Raw genomic sequence first — 20,973 nt, 5'->3', positions numbered from 1 at the left:
AATTTTGTGCCATGCAGAACTTGTGTTGTATTATTTGTGTTGTATTAATTGTGTATTGGTATCCTGCTAATTTTCGAAATCGCAGAGAACAGTGCAGCTTTGATTTTGGCATCCATGACATTCTTGATAAAGAATTTTTGGTTGACTTCCAATTCGATGCCAATATAGTGCTTAGGAAACGTTTTACGAAGGTAGGTTGTAAAGCCATCGGCCGTGCCTAAATAGGGATAATTAAAGCGCACATTTAATTGCGGATCTGCTTCAAGAAGAAGGGCTTTTAATTGCACGCAAAGGGTTTTTTCCGCAGTTCTTTTTGGGTCGTAAAGCCAGCCAATGTCACAAGACCGCTCTTCATGATTAAGTTTCGGGGTAAAGGAATGTATAGAAATATGAACCACATCCTCGCCCGCCTCAATTTGAACCCCAATCCATTTTTCTACGGAATTGCGATACGGACGATAGATATCTTCCACAAGTTGTAATTTTTCAGAAACTGAAAGATTTTTGCTAAACTCCGAAAATAATTGGGGGTGCAGCAGCGAACGGTTGAGCTCAATCATCAAGCGACTGGTCTGTGAGGATTTCGAGAAATGTGCCAATGGTTTCAGTCTTTTAAATAGGTCCAGAGCACCTAAATCATAAGCGCGATGTGTGTTTAGAACCTCGGGATTTGCATTGAACAAATACTCATGTTGTTTTGGCACTTGATTACCACCATGTTCACAGGTTAGCGCTAGTTTCATGGGAGATACAATTTGTTTTCATGTAAACAGGTGGCCAATTGCTCATAAACCAGAGCGATTTTGGCTTCTGAAGCATCTTGTGCCAGCGCTTTCTCAATTCGGCTGGCCAAAGTGCCATGTTCTAAAATTTGAATAATGGTTGACAGAAAAGAATTGTCCATATAGTGCGCTACATAAGCAAAAATATGATCCCAAAGCCTATTGGCGGTCATGGCTTCCGAAATTCCGAACAAGGCTAGAAAATCCATATTCGTGATGTTTGCATTTTCGCCATGTTTGATACCAAGCTCTAAAATCTCATAAAGATCTTTCTCATGCCAAGCTTTTTGGGTCTCTAAATCACAAAAGTCGCCATTGACCAAGGCCTGTAAAGTGGCGATGATCAAACTGCAAATGGCAACATCGGCTTTTGGGCATTCTTGGATATCCACCAACCGAATCTCGATGGCGTTCCTGTCAAAACGAGCAATGGCGCCTCTTGAATTCAAAAAATGATGATCCAGGATGTTTTCCGTATCTCTTGGTCTTATGGCGTTTTTGATAGGCTCAAAAATGCGTTCAGAATATTCTTTCTTATTGAAAACTGCTTCAGGAATGACCAAGCCCGTCATCTCGGGAATTTCCTGCTGGTTGGTTTTGTAATATTCCAAGCGTGTGTCTTTGAAACCGGTAAGTTTTCCGTCGAGAATTGGTGAACTGGCGCAGAGGCTAGGGATCAAAGGCAATACGAGTCTAATGGCCGCATGCAGTTTTTCAAATTCAGCGTCATCATAAAAAGGTAAATTGATATGTGTGCTTTGTACATTGCTCCAGCCATGACCCTTACAGTTAAAAATGCGATTGTAAAGCGCGTATATCTCACTATAACTATGTTTCCAAAGCCTGGTCTCAGTTAGCGGATCCATAAAAGGATGTGCAGCCGTTGGCAGTAATTTAGCATCAAGCGGTGCCAATAAAGCATTGATTTCCACAATATTTTTATGGAAGGCTTTGGCGAGGTTTTTAAGATCGGCAGTAGGGCCATTGGTCTTGATTTCCACGACGTGGGCAACGAGTTCGTTGCTCCAAGCAACACTTCCATTTTCCAGTTCAGCGGTGAGTTCTCCATTTTTTAAACTCAGCAATTGGTCAACAATGGGCTGTACCTTTAAGTCTGTTTTGGAAACGAGCATGTATTCCAGCTCAATCCCATAAACCTCAAATAAGTGATAGGATTTTGGCATTAGTCTAATCGTTTTTTGAAGGCGTTTAAAATCTTGATGTATATCTCATCACCGTAGAAGGCATCTTCCACACCTGCGTCAATATTGGGATTATCGTTGATTTCTATAACCATTGGCTCATCGTCAATGACCTTGATGTCAATTCCGTAAAGTCCCAATCCCATGAGTTTAGCAGATTTGAGTGCCATTTTCATGACCTTTTTCGGGACGTCTTCAATAGGCAGGCAGTCGGCATTTCCCAATTGGTCGTCTTTTTTCTCAGAACCCCAGTTATAGATTTGCCAATGGTCTTTGGCCATGTAATATTTGCAAGCGAAAAACGGTTCATTGTCTAAAATACCAATGCGCCAGTCATAATCTGATGGGCAAAATTCTTGGGCGATGATGAGATCAGATTCCTTGAGCATTTCAGAAACCAAGGTATCGAACTCGGCTGCGGTCTTTGCTTTTTTAACACCAAATGAAAATGTGGAATCAGGCGATTTCAATACACAAGGCAAACCAACCTTTTCAAGTGCGCTGCTTTTATTTTCTTTATGTACGATAAGTGTTTTTGGGGTTTTGACCTTGATGTTTTCTAAAGCCTCTGCCATATACACCTTATTGCAGCATTTTAAGATGGCATCTGGATAATCAATGATGGCAAGACCTTCCTGTTGTGCTTTTCGAACAAAGGTATAGGCCTCATTATTGACTTCGGTGCTCTGTCTCACAAAAAGCGCATCAAACGAAGAGAGGCGTGAGAGGTCCTTAGGTTCTAAGATTTCGGTATAGATGTTCATTTTTTCGGCAATATCCATCAAGCGTTTTAGCGCTTTGGGATTGCTGGGTGGCGCGGGATCATTTGGGTTTACCAATATGGCCAAATCAAAGTCGGTCGCGGTGATTTTTGGTGTGTCATAACGCTTTTTTGAGAAGTATTCATCGGCAAAAATCTGAATGCTCTCCACATGTTCTTTTGGGATTTCAGCTTCAGAAATGGCTTTGATATGTTGCACATTCCACTTGGTGGTATGTACAAATTTAACGCGTAAAAAGGGCACTTGAAAATGCTTGTAAAACAAAGCGCTCAATTCTCTGTATTTTTGCGCCACATTCTGCCCAAAATAAATGCTCAAGATGAATTCTTGGGATTTGATGTTTTTAAGACTTTGTTGGATGACATCATCAAACTCGTCAGACACGATACGTACCAACTTGAGCGCCTTGAGATCTACAATGTTGCGAATGTTTGGGATGGGTAAATGGCCGCGTGCCTCTGCCAATAAGGACACATAATAGCCTTTGGACTGGTAGGAATAATCTTTGCATAAATTAAAAACACGTGCTTTTTTTAGCGTAGAGAATTCGGGATTTGTTAAATAATCTTGAGAGGTGATTACCTTGATATTGTGGGTTGAAAAATTCCAATTTTCCAACTTGTTGACTACAATGAATTTTTTCATTAAATGCGCTGAAGGGGTTAAGAATGTTAAACAAAATTAGAGCAATTTCCATTCACATTCACAAAGTAGTGAAAATAAAGTTCACAACTTATACTTTGGAAAACACATTAGTAACTCAATGTAAATGAATGATTTGATTGGCCTCAAATGAAGTTCAAGCATGTGCTTTAATGCAGCTTGCTTTCCCCGAATCACTAAAGGCGAAAATTTGTGCCACTCCGGATGCGTCGGAATCTTGAAACTGCCGAGAGTTTTACAAAATCTGTTTGTTCTTTGAAAATATGAAACCCAAATTAACTAGGATTCCTGTCAAGAATCAAACAGACTTTCAATCAGTTTTAAAACGCCTCAGCTTAGTCAAGTAATTTAATTTGGAAGACTTTTGCTTCAGAATCCAAATGGGTTTTGGTGTAGGGATTATTTCTAATGATTTTTGCTGTTTCATCAGTCAAAAGTGTGTTGATCTATGGGTGCCAATTGCGACAAGGGCACCTCGTAATAGGGTGCGCCTTTATTTTTTTTTATGGGAAATTCCAGAATTTGAGCGCGTTTGATATGGCCTAAAATCTGTATTTCGTTGGGTTCTACCGTTTCGTTGTATTTAACACCAATGTAAATGTCTTTGGGATGGTTTCGCACATCGTGTATTTTTGGCATTAAGTATCTAAAGAAGTTTTTTGTTGCCGATTTGATCTCGATTTTCTTTGCATTGATGATCATGTCACAATCATCCACAATACCCGAATTATCCAAGCCTTTGGCCGGTTTATCGATTTTAAAATGCTGTTCAAACCATTGGCTTGCCAGTAGTTCACAAACGATGCCTCTCCAAGCCTCAACGTTGGCATAACGCCAACTGCCAGCGTCAATTTTTTGGAAAGCTTCAATTTGCTGTTTCGCAAATAGCTTGTCCTGTTCGCTTACTTTGATTTTTATCATGATGCTTGTTTTCAACGATGAATAAAAACTCTTTATTTTTTTCCTTCTTTTCCTTTCCGGTAATTTTGTAAACGTGTTTTCGTTCAATGACCTTTATATTATCAGCGTACTTATGCAGCAAATTCAAAAGCTCTTCCTTGGAGGGGTAGGACGAATTATTATAACTTAAGTACCAATATTTAAAGTTTGATAATTTTGAAAACAGCGTGTCGAACAAGCTAATAGCACTTTTCTTATCCATAAAATGATGCTCAAAAGGCTTGGTTTTTTCCGAAGCGATGAAGTCATCCATCAAGCCGTAAAAACCAAAATAGTTATTCATGCTACCCGTGTAAGGTGGGTCCAGATAAATAATATCTGCTTTGATCCTGTCTAACACATTGAAAACATCATCGTTGTGAGCATTATGCGTTTTGTTGTTGCTGAAAATGGCAGCGTTGTATGCCTCTAAGTTGTTTAGAACATGGAATTTGAACGATTTATTGTGGTAGGCTCTGCGTCGTTTGTATTTTTTATAGCTGTAGTCCTCATCCCTTAATTGAACGATTTGCTCCCAGCTCAAATTAAAGCGGGAGTAGGGCATTTTGCGAATCATCGCTCGGCGTATCAAAGCAAACGCCAATGATTTCTTTGCTTCGGAATCCAGTTTTTCAATGTTCTTTCTGTATAAATCCAATGTTTTGCATTCTTCGGAAAAAAAATAGACTTCCGAATAATTAGCAAACATAAACCCTTCAAAGGGTTCGCCCGAAAATAAAATGTCAATATCAGATTGGGTTAAACGGGTGGCATTGTTCTTAATCAATGCATTGGCAATGTGATAGTTTACTTTTAAAACATCGTTGGTGCACACTTCCAAGCCTCTGGATTTTGCTTCGTAACTTAATGAGCAGCCGCCAGAAAAGGCATCAAAAAGCGTTTTGGCATCCTTAGGGAATTGATCACAGATCCAGCTTGCGATTTTCTCTTTATTGCCAATATAATTTACTTTTGGGTAGTTAGACATTGCCCCGCATTTTGAGGATGACTTTTGCGATGGCTTCCGCCATTTTTGGGGGTACGGAATTACCAACCTGCTGTTGTTGTGAGATGCGGGTGCCTTTAAACACAAAATCATCTGGAAAGGATTGCAGTTTGGCAAGTTCACGAACGGTCAAGGCTCTGTTTTGGTCGTAGTGAAATATTTTTCGCATGTCGCCAGTAACACAAACGGAAGGCTTATCGCTGGCATACTTGATGTACTTTCGTACGTCGCCAGATTTTGGTCTGATTTTTACGGGAATTTCATTGCGATCCCCGCCATCGGTAACGTAACTCATTTTATTGAGCATTTGGTCTGAATGCGACATGGCGATGTGATTGGGCACTGAGGATGTTTCGCCAGATTCCAATTTAGGATAATGGGATAGGGCTTGCTTCACGGAAACATAATTGGCCACCTCTTTTGCTGGGAATTCAATGGATTGCTCGTGCAGCCTGCCAATGAAAATGGCTCTTTTTCTCACTTGGGGCACCCCATAATCGGCCGAGTTCAAAATCTCACAGGCGACATGATAGCCCAATTTTTCAAAATCCCTAATGATTTCCTGTCTTGTCTCTCCTTGGTTGTGCGTGTATAATCGGGCCACATTCTCCATCACGAAGAATTTGGGTTTTACAACTTTCACGACCCTAACAAATTCTGTGAACAATCTATTTCTGGGATCGTCAACAAACTTTCTGCCAATATTCCCAGCAATACTGAAGCCCTGACAAGGTGGGCCGCCAATGATCACATCGATGTTGTCAAATTCTTTAAGCGCGTCTATTTCAGCATCCGATAATTCACAAATGTCCTTTTCTATGAGCAGATGCTCAGGGAAGTTGTGGGTGTAGGTTTTGCAGAAATTGGGTTCGATATCCACGGAAAAGACCTGCTCAAAACCTTGGGAGTCAAAACCAAGGGAAAAGCCGCCAGCGCCAGAAAACAGATCTATATATTTCGGTTTTTGTGTCATTTAAATACTATTGGAGCAGTTCCTGGCTTTAAAGTTGAGCCCATTCAAGGTTTTCAGAATGGAGTTATTACAAATGTAACATTATTTTGATCTTTAGGTTTTGATAGCTCGACATTCGACTTGGAGTTAGTTAAAAATCCTTCCGTAGGACTCATTTTTTGAATGAATGCTTTCAAGGATTGTGAAAATTTCACAATAGGAAAAGTCCTATATTAGCAGTAATTGAAAAAACACGTAAACGAAAATAAACAGAAACTTAATTAAAAATTTAACAAATGAAAAAAATGTATTTAATTATTGCGATGATAAACTAGCTTTAGATGATGGCAGCCGTTTCGGAATGGATTTAGGTGCAAGAGCATTCATATCACAAGATGAAAATTTTGAATATGGTTTTAAGTTAATTTCAACTTATAATAGTGCATTACCAGGGGCTATTTTAGAAAGTGGATTGTATTTTAAATACAGATTTTAAAAAATATTTGAATAACAAGATTCACGTGTTTTTTTAAGTGTTACTTGATTACCTAAATCGATCTGGATTTTTTCTACGGAAAATGGATTTCTTGATGACCCATAAAATCATTTTGGTAAACAAGATGATAACTAGCACCAAAACCAAGGTGCTTATCTTCAAACTATAGCTGCCAATGCTCAATAGTTCAAATTCCAGAAATTCATTCAATAATTGCATAAGGTCGCGATTAGCATTTCTGTGCTTTATCACAGGTATTTTGTGAAAAAAGCCTATGGTTTAAAAATACACTGATTTTTTGGAAGCGAGACGCGCCAAATTTTTTAATTTCTAGGTTGGTGTTTTTTGGAAAAGCAAGGTTGATTTGAGAATTGCGGAATTTACAAATCGGGGCTAAAAATCTTTGAAAGTGTTTGGATTGCCGAACCAATAAAAAGCCAAGATTTCAAATTATAAGAAGCTGCTCATGATTAGCGCTTTATCAAAAAAAAAAAAAGGATGTCTTAGAAAAACAGACGGATAAAAATTACAGTTTGACATAAACCGTTTTCCGATTCACGAATTCCATGATGCCATCTTTTGCCAATTCTCTGCCGTATCCCGATTTTTTGCTGCCTCCAAAAGGCAACCTTGGATCTGATTTCACCAATTCGTTGATAAAATAGGCGGCATCACTTACTTCATCTGCATATTTAAGGGCTTTTTCTACGTTTTTTGTACATACGGTTACACCAAGTCCATATTTGGATGCTTCTGAAAGAGCGAAGGCATCTGCAATATCTCTTGCTTTGATCATCGCTGCCAATGGCCCAAAGGTTTCTTCATCAAAAGCTGGCATTCCTGCCGTGACGTTCCCAAGAATCGTAGGTTCATGATAACAGTCTTTTTGATGGCCACCAAGCAACAATTTAGCACCTTGATTTATGGATTCCTTGACTTGTCTGTTCAGTTGATCTGCTAAATCCCTGCGAGCCAAAGGCCCAACTTGTGTAGTGTTCTCTAAAGGGTTTCCTGATTTTAATTCACTTACTGCCTTTGTGAATTTTGTGACGAACTCATCATAAATGGCTTCCATTAAGATAAACCTTTTGGCAGCGATACAACTTTGACCGCAGTTGAGCATACGTGCAGTAACGGCTATTTTCACAGCCTTGTCAATATCGGCATCTTCCCAAACGATAAAAGCGTTGTTCCCACCCAGTTCCAAAACCGTTTTTTTGATATATTTTCCCGCAATTTCGGCAACAGCAGCACCTGCTTTTTCACTTCCTGTTAAGGTAACCGCTTGAACGGCATCATGCGCGATGATTTTCTCAGTTTGGTCGTGATGGACAATCAGGTTTTGAAAAACGCCGTCAGGAACGCCAGCTTTTGTAAACACCTCTTCAATTAATTGAGCACTGCCAAACACATTTGGTGCATGTTTTAACAATCCTGTATTGCCCGCAATTAATGTTGGGGCGGCATACCTGAACACCTGCCAAAATGGAAAATTCCAAGGCATGATGGCTAAAACTGCTCCTATGGGGTCATGCCTCACAAAACTTTGTGAAGCATCGGTAGCGATGGATTCATGAGCTAAAAAGGTTTCAGCGTTATCTGCGTAATAATCGCAAACCCAAGCACATTTGTTGACTTCAGCCCTAGATTCGGAAATGGGTTTCCCCATTTCCAAAGTAATCATTTTGGCATACTGATCTACATGATCCCGCAAGACTTGAGCAGCATTTCTAATGAGTTGACAGCGCTCTGCAATAGGCACTTTTTTCCAAGACTCAAATGCGTTTTGGCTTTTGTTTAGTTTCTCATCCAGCTCATCCTTTGTGAGAGCGGTGAATTTGCCAACCGGCTCGTTGTTATACGGATTAACACTTTGGAATTGCATAGTCAATTAATTTATGGGTTTGAAAACCAATGCTGATGATGGTTTCGAATTTTAAGAAAATTGAGGTTTTAATTTTGCCACTTTTCCCAATAACTTTTACCCACGTTAGCCCAATAATCGGCCAATATTTCCCAAGAAATATCTCCTCTGTGAACTATATCTTCACGGATTAACTGTGGTTTCTCTCGCTCTTTTGCGTTTGGGGAATGTGCCATGGCATTCACAAGGGTTTCATTGACGGTTTTCTGCCAGTCTGCTTTTGAAGTACTTGGTGCAAGGGCTTCTTGTGGTGTCATTTCAGGTGTTTCAGAGGGAGCGCTCGCCCAAGCGGTATCTTGCATTGAAGCCAAGGCAGGCTCATCGAATTGAATTAATTTATATTGCTCCTGAAAGCCTTCAAAGGTTTGAGTGACTTTTTCACTAGGCCAACGCATTTCTACCACTCCACGTGCAGGTTGGTATACCGCAGTAAATAAGGTTCCGAAACCTTGCTTAAACTTGGTGTTGTAAAGTGGCTTCTGAAGAAAAGCATCTGCAATTGCCGACGCGGTCAATCCTTTTTTGGCCAACATGTTTTCAAGAAATGCAGAGCGTTCCAGGGTTTTATTGAACGCTGCATTCTCAGGCCAATCTACAGTTCCCTGATAATTGGTTGTGAAAGCGGCATCGGTTACAACAGGTTCCTTGTCGGGTGCAAGTTGAACTGTTTTGAAAAGGCCTGTTTTGTCAACCACGGTAACATTGTAAGACATGTGTGAAGGAATCCTCACCAAGGCTGCGACGGCTTCTTCTACATTGCTACAAAATTCCAAAACGTATCGCAGAATAAAAGGAATCCCGAAACCAACGCCTACTTCTTTTCTTCCTCCAAAAGTGAGTGAAATTGCAAGCCCATCTTCATTCATTCCGTCTACAGCCCCAATTAAACAATCACTGGTCGCGATTACTTTTTTGCCATTCCAGGCACTCATTAACTGCGTGCCCTCCATTAAACTCGGGTGATAGTCATAGTTGCGCACCAGCTGGATTTCGTCTCCAGATAGAACCGCGTTGGAGCAGGCGCTAATGTAAGCCGGTGGTTGAAAACCGGTTAAGAATCTGGCCGCCACATCATCAGCTTTTGCAAGTTTGCACAGTCGCTCGTAAGTCGGCCACATTTCGGGCATGTATTTTTTGAGCGCTTCTTGCGAGGTTTTCAAATCAGGCTCATAAGCATTTCCTTTTGAAATTAGCCAGGTTCTATAAGCTTCCCAATGCGTATTGTATAATTTTTGCCATTTCTTCCCCGGTACACCCGGTTCAGAAACTGCAGTAAAGTGTAGTTGCATATTTTCAGTGTTTTTTAAAATCTATTCTTGAATGTGAGTAATCAATCTTAATTATTTGATAGTGTTCAATTTATTACCGCATAAGCTTTTCCCCCGTCCCGCAGTGGCGGGTGGCTTATTCTAAAACTATTTATTTATAGAGAATTTTTGCTTCAGCCGCGGCTGATGGGGCAAACAAAAATTCGGATTGCCTTGCGCGGTTTTTAATCCCTACAGAGGGTTTTATTCCCAGAGCTTGTCGCGAAATACAAAGAACATCTAGTAATTCATAGCTGGTGGGTTTGCCCTGGGGTTATTGATTTCTTATGATTAAAAGCGGTTATATAAAGATCTATTTTTGCGTCCGCTATACCATATAACAGATCGCGCAAAATACCCTGAATAATCAGGGCGTGTTGTTTAATTAACTTTTTATTTAGTTAAAGTTCCGGAAAGTTTTGGCTTCTTCTTATCCTCAACCATTTCAGATTTATATTGTGATCGGATGGCCTTGATCCAGTGTTTGGCTCTGTTGTTCAGTTCAAAATCATCGGTCATCATACGCCCTCTGGTTACTAGAATGCCCATATCTGCGCCTTCATAGAGGTAATCTCCTTTTTTGGATATCCTCATAAAGAAAGCTTCATTTTCATTTTCTACGGCTCTACGGTGTGTATCCATTCGGTCATACTGGATGTGCCCTGTATCATACATTCTCCAAATACCTGATTTTGGTGCATCGGTGACGTATTCTATCGTGTCTTCGGTATGCTTCACAATCAACTGGCTCCATCCATCCAGGTTATCTTGATCGGACCAACGTTTGTTGATAGCTTCAATGTCCAATTCGTATTCAATATCCATCCATTCGAGAATATGGAACACAAATAAAGGTGCATCGGCAAGGGCAAACACCGCATGGTTTGTAATAGAACTAGCTCCTGTTACCCGAGGATTCAATTCGCCGAGATAAATTTCGCCATTGTCCTGATCTATTAGAAAATCAAGCTCAAAATAGCCTTTGTAGCCTTCTTCCCTCAATTGATTTCCGAAAAGCTGTGTATTATCAATGGCTTTCTGCCTTAATTCTGGGGTAAAAGCATTTGGATAGATTTCATTCCCACACCAACCACCTTCATAAGGGGTTAATTCTTTGAAACCTACCAATTCAGTCATCAGTGGCGCTACAATGGTGCCGTGACGGGTTACACAGGCTTCAATTGCAGATCCTATGCAGCGAATACGTTTCATGATTTTCACCTCGTCTTCAGCTTCAATTTCTTCAGCGTATTTCTTGTATTCTTTCTCATTGGAAATGAAAAAAGTAGTATGTCCTGAATCACCAAAAGGCGTTTGTATGACCAATTGGGTACCAAGTTTTTTAGAAACTTTAGTGAGGTGTTTATAATTATTTACTTTCGAAAGCACGTAGGGTACACACGGCACACCAGCTCTTTCGGCAATTCTGTTTGTGTTTACCTTATTATCCAGGAAGGTTCGCATTTCGGCACTGGGGAACATGATCTCCAGACCCAATTTTTCAGCCAGTCTTTCGGTTTCTTCATTAAACATTAAAAACATCGCCTTACCGGGCCTGCCATCTACTGATCGTGTTTTAAGATAATCCTGCACTTCGGGGTGTTGAAGCAAATAGTTATTGATGTCTTCAATGCCATCAAAATCATCATGCGGAATTTCTTGTTTTGGAGAAAACACGTTGGGATGTAATCCGTCAAAGCATTCAATATAGGTGATGAATTTGAAACCTTTAATCCACTCATCGGCGCCTAAAAGATTGAAATTGGTAGCGCTAATAAAATACAAGGGCTCCTCATTTTTATGAAAAGATCTACGAATGTCTGAAACGCCCTTTAAAGCCTTGATGCCAGGGGTAGAAGAAGTTACAGCTTTTTTGTTGCCTGTGGTTTTATTGGAGGATTTAGCAGGTTTTGCTGTTGCTTTAGATTTTTTAGCAGCAGGTTTTGGCTTTGCCTTAGCTGTTTTCGAATTTGAAGCAGTTTGTTTTTTTTCTTTATCAGCAGTTCCTCTAATGGGAACTTTTGTTCTATCGGTTCCAGTTTTCAATGGAGATTTCGATTTTTTATCTGTTGTCCCTTTAGATTTGGGAGTATTTGGTTTTTTAGAGTCCATAATGTTGATTTTATTTAATTAATTTCTTTTTAGTGTTATTTCCCATGGAACCCATGGAAGTAACGGTTTTTTGTCTGTTCAATACGCTATCCTTAAAAATTCGCAATCCTAGATCGGCGCGATACCCATGGATTTCTGAAACATCCAAGGCGGTTAAAAACTTGATGATTTCCTTGCTTACCACCTGGCCGGGAACAAGCACCGGAAAGCCTGGTGGATAAGGAATAATAAACGAAGATGCGACTAAGGTTCTATCGTTTTCCATGGAAGGCAAGCATTCTGCCAATGGCATATATTCGTAATTTTCTTCATTATAGGCTAAGAAAAACGCATCCCTAATATCTCCTCCCGGCACGCCTGGCACCGCCTGAAATGAATGGTGGAAATAACTAAAATCTGGTAATGGCGGGAAATCTTTGGTCAACGAATAAATCTTATCTTGACGAATCTTGTTTTCCTTAGCGCTCAGGGAAAGTAATTCCTCATCCAGTTCATCTGCAATTTTTAGTAAGGCATTGGTTAGATAGGTCACACTGCCTCTGGTAGTACCAATATTGGTCATAAATAAGACCGTGTTCCTGGAGGTTTTATTGATCTGGATATTAAATTTATCCATGAGGTATTTATTTTTGAAGGTATCTCCATCCACTCCGGTACGACCTACATGAAGGGTTATTTTGGTGGGGTCCAGCACAAATTCATCTTGCTCCCAAGCGGTTTCCATCCTGTTCCAGCCCTCTTTAGGCGTATAATATTCAGAAAGTCCTGATTTTCGCAGTTCCTTAGGGATAAAATCACTTACCGTCAATACATCAAAATATTTATTGAGTCGCGGATGATCATTTATTTTTGCACGCAGCACCATCGCCATTTCTATACTTTTCTCCACAAGCTCATAGCCTTCAAACTGTACCTGTCTTCTGCCAGCATCCAAAGAAGCCAGCATTTGGTAGTTTGGGGATGTGGAGGTATGCGTCATATAAGCTTCCATAAACGTATTTTCGCTTTTTCTTCGGAAGTCTTCATCCCAAATATGGATCATGGAGCCCTGGCGGAAGCTGCTCAAGGTTTTATGGGTGCTTTGGGTTGAATACACCCTGATTCGAACTTTATCAGGATTTGGAAGGCTTGGAATTTCATCTTTCTTGAGATTCTTGATGTGGGCATCGTATTCTTCCCTGTAGGCGCTGCTTCTGTATTTCTCACACAATTTTTGAGCGACAAACATGCCTGTTCTTTGTTTGTAAGTATAGGTAAATCCCGCAAAGGCAAACCAGGCTTCATCCCACAAAAAGATCATGTCGGGTTTTATGGCGAGGATTTCCTGCATTACTTTTTCGACGTTATAAACCAGTCCGTCGAAAGTACAGTTGGTAAGCAGCAACATTTTCACGAGGTCTAATCGTCCTGCCTCCTTTAAACGAAGCAGCTTTTCTTTGATTTGTTCTAAAGGAACTGCCCCATACATTGAATATTCTTCAATAGGGTACGAGTCCAAATAAACGGGATACGCTCCTGTCAAAACCAATCCATAATGATGTGATTTATGGCAATCCCGGTCAATAAGGATCACCTCGCCAGGTTTTACAAGCGCCTGCACTACAATCTTGTTGGCCGTTGAAGTGCCGTTGGTTACAAAAAAGGTGTTTTGAGATCCATAAGCATCGCTTGCCATCTCCTGCGCCTTTTTCAATGATCCTGTAGGCTGAAGTAAGGAATCCAAGCCACCGGTTGTGGAAGAGGTTTCTGCCAAAAACATATTTCTACCGTAGAAACTGCCGAAATCATTGATCCATCTGGATTTGAAAATTGAATTCCCCCTTGAAATTGGCATGGCATGAAAGATGCCGGTAGGTTTTTTACTATATTCCTTTAAGGCAGAAAAGAAAGGTGTTTCGTAGCGTTCGCTAATTCCCCTTAATATGGTAAGGTGCAATTCCTGAAGATCTTCAGTTCTGTAAAAAATTCTTTTGAAACTTTTAAGGGTACTGTCTTTAAGGTTCCCCAGTGCTGTATCTGTGACGTAATAGGTGTCAAGTTCAGGTCTGAATTTCTTAACAAGATTACTTAATATAGGACCCAATTCGGATGATGGTTTGGAAGCCAGATCAAGCTTCAAAACGTTTTGGATGAAAGGTTTTAATGTAGGCGTTATTTTTTTGGAATGATAGGGCGGTGCATACCGTACCACTACAGCCTGTATATTATAATTAAAGTGCAAGGCAATCAATGCATCCTCAAAAGACCGTTGTACCACAATCCCGTAATTGAATTGCTCATTGGCACCGCGAATGCCCCTAAGATCATTTCTTAATTTGTTTTCCTCTTGGACGGAAATATCTTCAACAAATAAAACTTCGAAATAATTTTTTTTCACACCGTCCTGAAACTCGCCTTTTTCTGAAGCGTCAACACCAAGCTCTTCATCTTCAATAAAATCAGGATTACTTCTGTATTTATCGCTTACCAGATTTTTGGTAATGTCAGCGATTTTATGCGCTAAGGCAGTGTGTTCCTGTCTTTCCAGCATGTCGTTAAGTCCTTGCAAACAGGCTCTTCCGGGAAATGCAAAATAACTTTCCACCCCCTCTAGCTCCGTCAATAGTTTGCGTAGGCTATGCTTTAGATCTTTTGCTTCTGAAGCTCCTCGGTTGCAATACTCGAGTTTAATGGACTGACTTTTTAAGGTATTCCACGACTCCAATCGAAGCTGTGCAACATTATAATGGTATGAACGAAGCTGTTTTTTTTCTGGCATAAATTTTTATGAATTTGAGTGTAAAGCAAGTTTATTGCCTTCAGAATCGATGAAAATGGCAAAATAACCCGACTCTTTATTGATGAGCGTTTTAGACATAATAATCCGGCCGCCTGCCGGTTCAACACGTTTGAGTACTTGGTTTAAATCTTTCCCGGCGTTAAGATATATCAAGATTCCCGAGTCACTGGGAGTAGAACCCGGTCCAGCAACTATGGCACCTCCAATTCCCTTGTTGACGGGAAAAAAAGCCATGGCATAATTGCCTTCAAAATTCTTATCCATCTCCATCTTAAAAATATGATTGTAAAAATCTACTGCTTGTTGAAAATTTACAGCGGGTATTTCAAACCAGCTGATAAAATCCTTAACCGATTTGTCTTCTTTTTTTTTCGTGGATGATACTCCTCCCATATATTTTAGTTTTATACCTCTCCAAATCCTTTATAACCGGTTGGATTGATTGGTGGTTCATAGTCGTGTTCCTGCATTTTGAGTTTGGCCAAGGTGTCAAGCTTGGTTGGCTTAATAAGTGGCCCTAGTGAATTTAGATAGGTCAATTGCGCACCCTGTTGATAGATCCCGAACTGGCCAATATGGTCTCTAAAACTTTTTAAGGGTTGTCCCAGTCTGAGTACGCCCAGTTCCCGGCTTCGTTTTACCCGTTCTATATTCAATTCTAGCGGAAAAATTTCTTCGTTCCCCTCGGCCTGATAGATGACACGGCCATCGGGACCACAAACCAGTGATCTTCCGTTACCTCCAGATTCCAATCCGTTGACATCAAAAAAGTAGCATTGGTTGACCGCTGCCATTGCTCGTACAATGGATAATTCGATATCCCTGTCAATAGTACCAGTCATGGTGGGATGCAGAATCACTTCAGCTCCCATGACCGCTAACGTACGCACGGTTTCAGGAAACCACATATCATAGCAGATGGAAATACCAAATCTGGCCACTCCCGGTACGTCAAAAACGCAAAAACCAGATCCAGGAGTTACACCAACTTCATATGGGAAAAATGGAAACATCTTTCTATATCTGGTAACAATTTCTCCTTCCGGATTTATGACCGTGGCTGTGTTGTAAATATGTCCTTCACTTTTCTCAAAAACAGATCCCGGTAAAAGCCAGATGCCGTGTTTTTTGGCCATGGCCTGCATTTCCCGTTCAAAATTTCCTGGAATAGCTTCTGCCGTGTGAGTTAGTGGGCCATAGGCGCATAATTCACTAAAAACTACCATCTCTACCCAAGGATATAGACTCATTGTAATGTTTATTTTAAGCTTCATCATCTCCACGTTGGAAGCGACAGCCGATACTTTCATTTGTATTCCTGCAATTGCGAATGGTCTCATATATTATTTTTGTATTGCTTTACTAATTTCAGCCTCCAAAATGGATAAGCCTTTTTCTAATTCTACTTCTGTTATTACCAAAGGCGAAAGAATCCTAATTATATTTTTATAGGTTCCTGCACTTAGCACAATCAATCCATTATCTGCACAGCCTTTCACTATGTGGGAACATATTTCAGAATTGGGCTGTTTCCGGTCATCCTTTTTTACAAATTCGATGCCTATCATGGCACCAATACCTCGTACATCACCAATTTCGGCATGTTGCTTCATTAAACCCTGTAACCTATTCATGATGACATGACCAATTTTAACGGCTTTGTCATTCAAATTGATTTCTTTCATGAATTTAATCGTTGCAGATGCAGCGACGCAACAAATGGGACTCCCAATATAGGTGCCTCCAATAGAGCCTATGGCTGCGGCATCCATAACTTCAGCTCTACCAACAACAGCAGCAATGGGCAGGCCAGATCCCAAAGATTTCGCATAGGTGCTAATATCTGGTTGTACGTCATAATGTTGCCAACTCGCCCAATGTCCTGTTCTACAGAAACCACTTTGGACTTCATCCATAATAAGCATGATGCCATGCGTATCACAAAATGCTCTGAGCCCTTCCAGATATTTTTGAGGTACTGGATTAAAACCACCTTCACCCTGGATTGGTTCAATAATGACTGCAGCAACGTTTTTGACGTCAACAAGATTAAGTGCACTTTCATGAAGCCTTTTAAGTTCGTCCTCCACAAACTCTTCCATGGTTCTTGTGCCATGATACCTGTAAAAATTCGGAAAAGGGAGTCTGTATACTTCGGGGGCGAAAGGGCCGCAATCATACTTATAACTCACTTTGCTCGTGAGTGTCATGGCCATCATGGAGCGACCATGATAAGCATCAGTATAGCAAAGAATTGCCGGTCTATTAGTGGCCTGTCGGGCAATTTTGATGGCATTCTCTACTGCTTCAGCACCGGTACTAACCAGCATAACCTTTGTTTTCTCGCCATGTGGCAGAATTTCTGCGAGTTCTTCACATAGGGCTATATAGGGTTCATAGGTGACCACATTAAAGCTTGTGTGAAGGTATTTTCCTGCTTGCTCACGTATTGCCGCTACAACAGGTTCAGGACAGTGCCCGGCGTTGACAACGCCTATCCCTCCTGCAAAATCGATAAGTTCGTGACCATCTGCATCAATAATAATAGCACCCTTGGCGTCTTTAACTGTAGCGGTATTAAACACACCAACACCGTTGGCAACAATCTTTTTTCTTCGTTCAAAAAGATCTTGCGATTCAGTCAATTTTTTTATCATATTTTTTTATCTGTGCTTATAATATAGGATAAACCATCGTTTTTCGCTATTTTTTTTAAATTTAATTATCTGATTTAACATATTTTGTTAATATTTTTTAGAGAATCAGTTAATCAAAAGCCATATCAAGTTCTGCTTGATTGGTCTTTGTTGGCGCTGGAATTTGGGAAATTATAAGAGGTGTTTTAAAGGTTTGGTCATTAGTCTATTCAAACGACTAGAACGTTCTGTCCAACCAATTGAATTAGGTGTCAAGCTCCATCAAGCATATCCCAAAGTCTATGAATGGTCTCTCACGCTCCACAAAAAGTTTATCAAGCTTTAATGGTTATCGGCCTATACTTTGGTTGGCTTTTGGATTGCTTGTTTTTATAAGTTCTCGTTGAAACCTGCTTTTATTTGGTTTACTTTGCGCTTGTCATGCGTGTTTGAGCACTTCATTTATCAACATATTAAATAAAGTCTAAAATGATGATGTTGATAACAATTCATTAAACCTAACGAGCGTATGAGGTTTCTAAATTTTATTGACGAACTTGTGTTTGTTTAATTTAGCATTTAAATAAAGTAGTGTTTTCCATGGACGTGAATGCATCTAAAAGTTCGAAGCATCTGAAGCAGCGATGGAAGCGTCAATACCACTTTCTTTCGAGATGATAAGCTGCCCCTATGCCAATCGGATTCAAAAACAGCAAACGGGAATGGCCGAACGTCTAATATTAATCCTGGATTTTTTCCTATATAAAGTTACCCTTTGAAAACAATAGTGCAAGCAACAGATCTTGAGAATCTAAAGCAAAAGATTTTATCTTATACTCAGGTAGACGATGAGGTGGTACGTGAACAAATGCAATACTACCAACGAATGGATCTAAAAAAAGGCGATACCTTGGTAACACCAGGGCAATTGGTTCATCATTTTTATTATGTGGCCACAGGCTGTATTTACTATTATAAATTGGAAGAAGGGGAGCAAAAAGTATTGGAATTTTATACCGACGATCTCTTTTTTACCGATTTACCGGCCTATGTAAAGGGCACGCCTTCCAATTATTACCTTAAGGCTTCTGAGGCCACCGTTGTTTACGCTATAAAAAAATCTGATGCCGAGAAGTCCTTCGAAGGGTCCCACCAGTTGGAGCGTTTTGGTCGCTTATCCATGCAAGAGGCATTTATGAAAATTTTCACGAGAGTGGAGCGTCTTAATAATCGTACCAATGACGAACGTTATTTACGATTGTTGGAAAAACGTCCAGACCTTTTTTAGCGCGTGCCTCAATATTTGATTGCTTCCTATTTGGGACTAACTCCGGTAGGTCTTTCAAAACTTCGGAAACGTTTGGGAAAGGGATAGTTTTTTTATGCTTAGTATCCTAAACTGAAGGCCTGCGCACAAGTAAATAGCTTTCTGCAGTGACCTGCAATGAGGGCATCAGGGATTGCCATTTCAATTTTATTAAACTGGTTTAATGAGATTCCTAGGAATAAATCCTAACTTGAACCTCAATAATCTTTAAAATAACTTGTTATGGCCAATACCTATATTGAAATGGAGACCCTTAAATTTTTGTTGTTCAACGTACACGATCTAAAGGGCGTACTGCAACAAGAACGCTTCTCGGAATACGATGAGGAGTCTATTAATATGATGCTCGACTCCGTAAAAGATTTTTCAGATAAAGAAATGTATCCTTATTATAAAGAGATGGATGAAAACCCCGCCCACTTTAAGGATGGAGAAATCATAGTACATCCACAAGTAACTAAATACATGAAAGCAGGTGGCGAAATGGGGTTTCTATCTGGTTCATTTTCCTATGAAGCTGGTGGAATGCAAATGCCTTCGATGGTCGTAAACGCCTCTGCCTTTATTCAGGAAGCGGCCAATAACCATTTACCAGGTTATATTGGCCTAACTGTAGGTGCAGCAGAATTGATCGAGCATTTTGGGAATCAATCTTTGAAGGATACCTATGTGCCAAAAATGATGGCCGGAGAATGGGGTGGTACCATGTGCCTTACGGAGCCTCAGGCAGGTAGCTCGCTTTCGGATATTGTGACTACTGCCTTTCCTAATGGAGATTCCTATAAAATAAGCGGACAAAAAATATTCATCTCTGGTGGAGATTATAAAGGAGCCGAAAATATCGTACATCTGGTTTTGGCGCGTATCAAAGGAGCACCTGCAGGAACAAAGGGAATTTCACTATTCGTGGTGCCGAAAAACCGACTTGATGACCATGGTAATTTGGAAGATAACAACGTCACCACGGTTGGTGATTTTCAAAAAATGGGTCAGAAAGGTTATTGTACCACACATCTATTTTTTGGGGATAAGGAAGACTGCAGCGGTTGGTTGGTTGGAGAACCCAATAAAGGCCTAAAATATATGTTCCTCATGATGAACGGCGCTCGAATTGCCGTTGGACGGGGTGCTGCGGCAATTGCTACAGGGGCATATCATGCCTCTTTAAACTACGCCAAAGAAAGACCACAAGGTAGAGAGCTTCAAAAAACAGGAAAAAAAGATGCCTCCCAAGAACAGACAATGATCATCAATCACCCCGATGTTCGTAGAATGCTGCTCTTGCAAAAAGTGATTACTGAGGGGGCTTTAAGTCTTGTATTTTTGACTTCCCGTTATCAGGATCTTTCGCAATCGCTTCCAGATGCAGAAAGCAGGGAGAAATACAAGTTGTTGTTAGAAATTTTAACGCCGGTCGTTAAGACTTACCCTTCAGAAATGGGCATCACTTCTATTAATAATGGCGTGCAGGTTTTAGGTGGTTATGGCTTCTGTTCCGATTATATTTTACAGCAGTATTTAAGAGATATCCGAATTTCGGCTATTTATGAAGGGACTACAGGCATACAATCCCAGGATTTATTGGGCAGGAAAGTCACTATGGAAAACGGGAAAGCACTGCAATTACTTTCTGAAGAAATCATGAATTCCATCGAAGAAAGTATGGCATACGAAACCTTGAGACCATTGGCAGAAAAATTGGGGAGCAAATTGGAATTGACTCAAAAAGTGCTAAAATCTCTTATGGGTTATGCGAAAGAGGGCGATTACCAAAGGTTCTTGGCAGACGCTACGCCCTTTATGGAATTTTTCAGCACGATTGTCGTTGCATGGCAATGGTTGGATATTGGTCGCGAAGCACAAAAAGCAATGATCTCTGGTGACGCTAGTTTTAATGCTGAATTCTACGAAAACAAAATCCACGCCATGCAATTTTATTTTAAATATGAACTTCCAAAAACAACCGGGCTCGCTGAAGTATTGATGGACAAACAGTCGTTAACGCTTAATACGGAGAAGCAGGTGTTTGCTTAGATTAGAGCTATGAGTCTTGAGCTGTGAGCCTT

17 protein-coding genes are annotated in these 20,973 nt (G+C 40.3%); 3 read left to right on the top strand and 14 right to left on the bottom strand.

All coding sequences use genetic code 11. The features are described 5' to 3' along the window. Window positions 1–44 precede the first annotated feature (44 nt). The 10 genes from ESY88_RS04305 to ESY88_RS04265 all read right to left on the bottom strand — a co-directional run bounded on the left by ESY88_RS04305 (window position 45) and on the right by ESY88_RS04265 (window position 11,871). Window positions 45–743, bottom strand: coding sequence for an N-formylglutamate amidohydrolase (locus tag ESY88_RS04305; RefSeq protein ID WP_147084776.1), 699 nt, complete (start codon window positions 741–743; stop codon window positions 45–47). Then, window positions 740–1,966, bottom strand: a complete 1,227-nt coding sequence (locus tag ESY88_RS04300) for a carboxylate-amine ligase (RefSeq protein ID WP_147084775.1) — start codon at window positions 1,964–1,966, stop codon at window positions 740–742. Before ESY88_RS04300 ends, ESY88_RS04305 begins: the two co-directional genes overlap by 4 nt. Continuing rightward, window positions 1,966–3,411 carry a RimK family protein gene (locus ESY88_RS04295; protein ID WP_147084774.1) on the bottom strand — a complete coding sequence of 482 codons (1,446 nt, stop codon included), beginning with the start codon at window positions 3,409–3,411 and terminating at the stop codon, window positions 1,966–1,968. Before ESY88_RS04295 ends, ESY88_RS04300 begins: the two co-directional genes overlap by 1 nt. A 444-nt stretch (window positions 3,412–3,855) precedes the next feature. After that, a complete protein-coding gene (locus tag ESY88_RS04290; protein WP_147084773.1) occupies window positions 3,856–4,350 on the bottom strand; it encodes a hypothetical protein in 495 nt (164 codons plus the stop codon). Continuing rightward, a complete protein-coding gene (locus ESY88_RS04285; RefSeq protein WP_147084772.1) occupies window positions 4,295–5,356 on the bottom strand; it encodes a DNA adenine methylase in 1,062 nt (353 codons plus the stop codon). Before ESY88_RS04285 ends, ESY88_RS04290 begins: the two co-directional genes overlap by 56 nt. Then, window positions 5,349–6,347 carry a DNA cytosine methyltransferase gene (locus ESY88_RS04280; protein WP_147084771.1) on the bottom strand — a complete coding sequence of 333 codons (999 nt, stop codon included), beginning with the start codon at window positions 6,345–6,347 and terminating at the stop codon, window positions 5,349–5,351. The genes ESY88_RS04285 and ESY88_RS04280 overlap by 8 nt, the downstream gene beginning before the upstream one ends. Before the next feature lie 523 nt (window positions 6,348–6,870). After that, the gene (locus ESY88_RS20860; protein WP_189702516.1) at window positions 6,871–7,041 is read right to left on the bottom strand and encodes a hypothetical protein; all 171 of its coding nucleotides are present in this window, start codon (window positions 7,039–7,041) and stop codon (window positions 6,871–6,873) included. Between the two features lie 307 nt (window positions 7,042–7,348). Then, a complete protein-coding gene (locus ESY88_RS04275; protein ID WP_147084770.1) occupies window positions 7,349–8,707 on the bottom strand; it encodes an NAD-dependent succinate-semialdehyde dehydrogenase in 1,359 nt (452 codons plus the stop codon). A gap of 68 nt (window positions 8,708–8,775) precedes the next feature. Further along, entirely contained in the window at window positions 8,776–10,035 is a 1,260-nt protein-coding gene (locus ESY88_RS04270) for a C45 family autoproteolytic acyltransferase/hydolase (RefSeq protein WP_147084769.1), read from the bottom strand. Window positions 10,036–10,446: 411 nt separating this feature from the next. Next, window positions 10,447–11,871 (bottom strand): biotin carboxylase, encoded by a 1,425-nt coding sequence (locus tag ESY88_RS04265; RefSeq protein WP_262713033.1) that lies wholly within the window; start codon window positions 11,869–11,871, stop codon window positions 10,447–10,449. On the opposite strand from ESY88_RS04265, the gene ESY88_RS21320 reads away from it, so the two are divergent. After that, window positions 11,870–12,187, top strand: coding sequence for a hypothetical protein (locus ESY88_RS21320; protein WP_223270715.1), 318 nt, complete (start codon window positions 11,870–11,872; stop codon window positions 12,185–12,187). The genes ESY88_RS04265 and ESY88_RS21320 overlap by 2 nt on opposite strands. Here ESY88_RS21320 and ESY88_RS04260 read toward each other — a convergent pair. From ESY88_RS04260 to ESY88_RS04245, 4 genes are read right to left on the bottom strand one after another with little or no spacing between them, the layout of a single operon-like run. Beyond that, window positions 12,176–14,923: an aminotransferase class I/II-fold pyridoxal phosphate-dependent enzyme gene (locus ESY88_RS04260; protein ID WP_147084767.1), complete on the bottom strand. Its 2,748-nt coding sequence runs from the start codon at window positions 14,921–14,923 to the stop codon at window positions 12,176–12,178. The genes ESY88_RS21320 and ESY88_RS04260 overlap by 12 nt on opposite strands. A 6-nt stretch (window positions 14,924–14,929) precedes the next feature. Next, a complete protein-coding gene (locus ESY88_RS04255; RefSeq protein ID WP_147084766.1) occupies window positions 14,930–15,337 on the bottom strand; it encodes a VOC family protein in 408 nt (135 codons plus the stop codon). Between the two features lie 11 nt (window positions 15,338–15,348). Next, a complete protein-coding gene (locus ESY88_RS04250; RefSeq protein WP_147084765.1) occupies window positions 15,349–16,284 on the bottom strand; it encodes a carbon-nitrogen hydrolase family protein in 936 nt (311 codons plus the stop codon). 3 nt (window positions 16,285–16,287) lie between these two features. Continuing rightward, complete coding sequence (locus ESY88_RS04245) at window positions 16,288–17,601, bottom strand: aspartate aminotransferase family protein (protein ID WP_147084764.1); 1,314 nt, start codon at window positions 17,599–17,601, stop codon at window positions 16,288–16,290. Between the two features lie 754 nt (window positions 17,602–18,355). On the opposite strand from ESY88_RS04245, the gene ESY88_RS04240 reads away from it, so the two are divergent. After that, complete coding sequence (locus ESY88_RS04240; RefSeq protein WP_147084763.1) at window positions 18,356–18,868, top strand: Crp/Fnr family transcriptional regulator; 513 nt, start codon at window positions 18,356–18,358, stop codon at window positions 18,866–18,868. Window positions 18,869–19,129: 261 nt separating this feature from the next. Beyond that, on the top strand, window positions 19,130–20,941 hold the full coding sequence (locus tag ESY88_RS04235; protein WP_147084762.1) for an acyl-CoA dehydrogenase: 1,812 nt from the start codon (window positions 19,130–19,132) through the stop codon (window positions 20,939–20,941). Window positions 20,942–20,973: the final 32 nt, after the last annotated feature.

The organism is Subsaximicrobium wynnwilliamsii (assembly GCF_007997225.1).
Classification (GTDB): domain Bacteria; phylum Bacteroidota; class Bacteroidia; order Flavobacteriales; family Flavobacteriaceae; genus Psychroserpens; species Psychroserpens wynnwilliamsii.
This window is presented reverse-complemented; position numbering and strand designations above follow the sequence as displayed.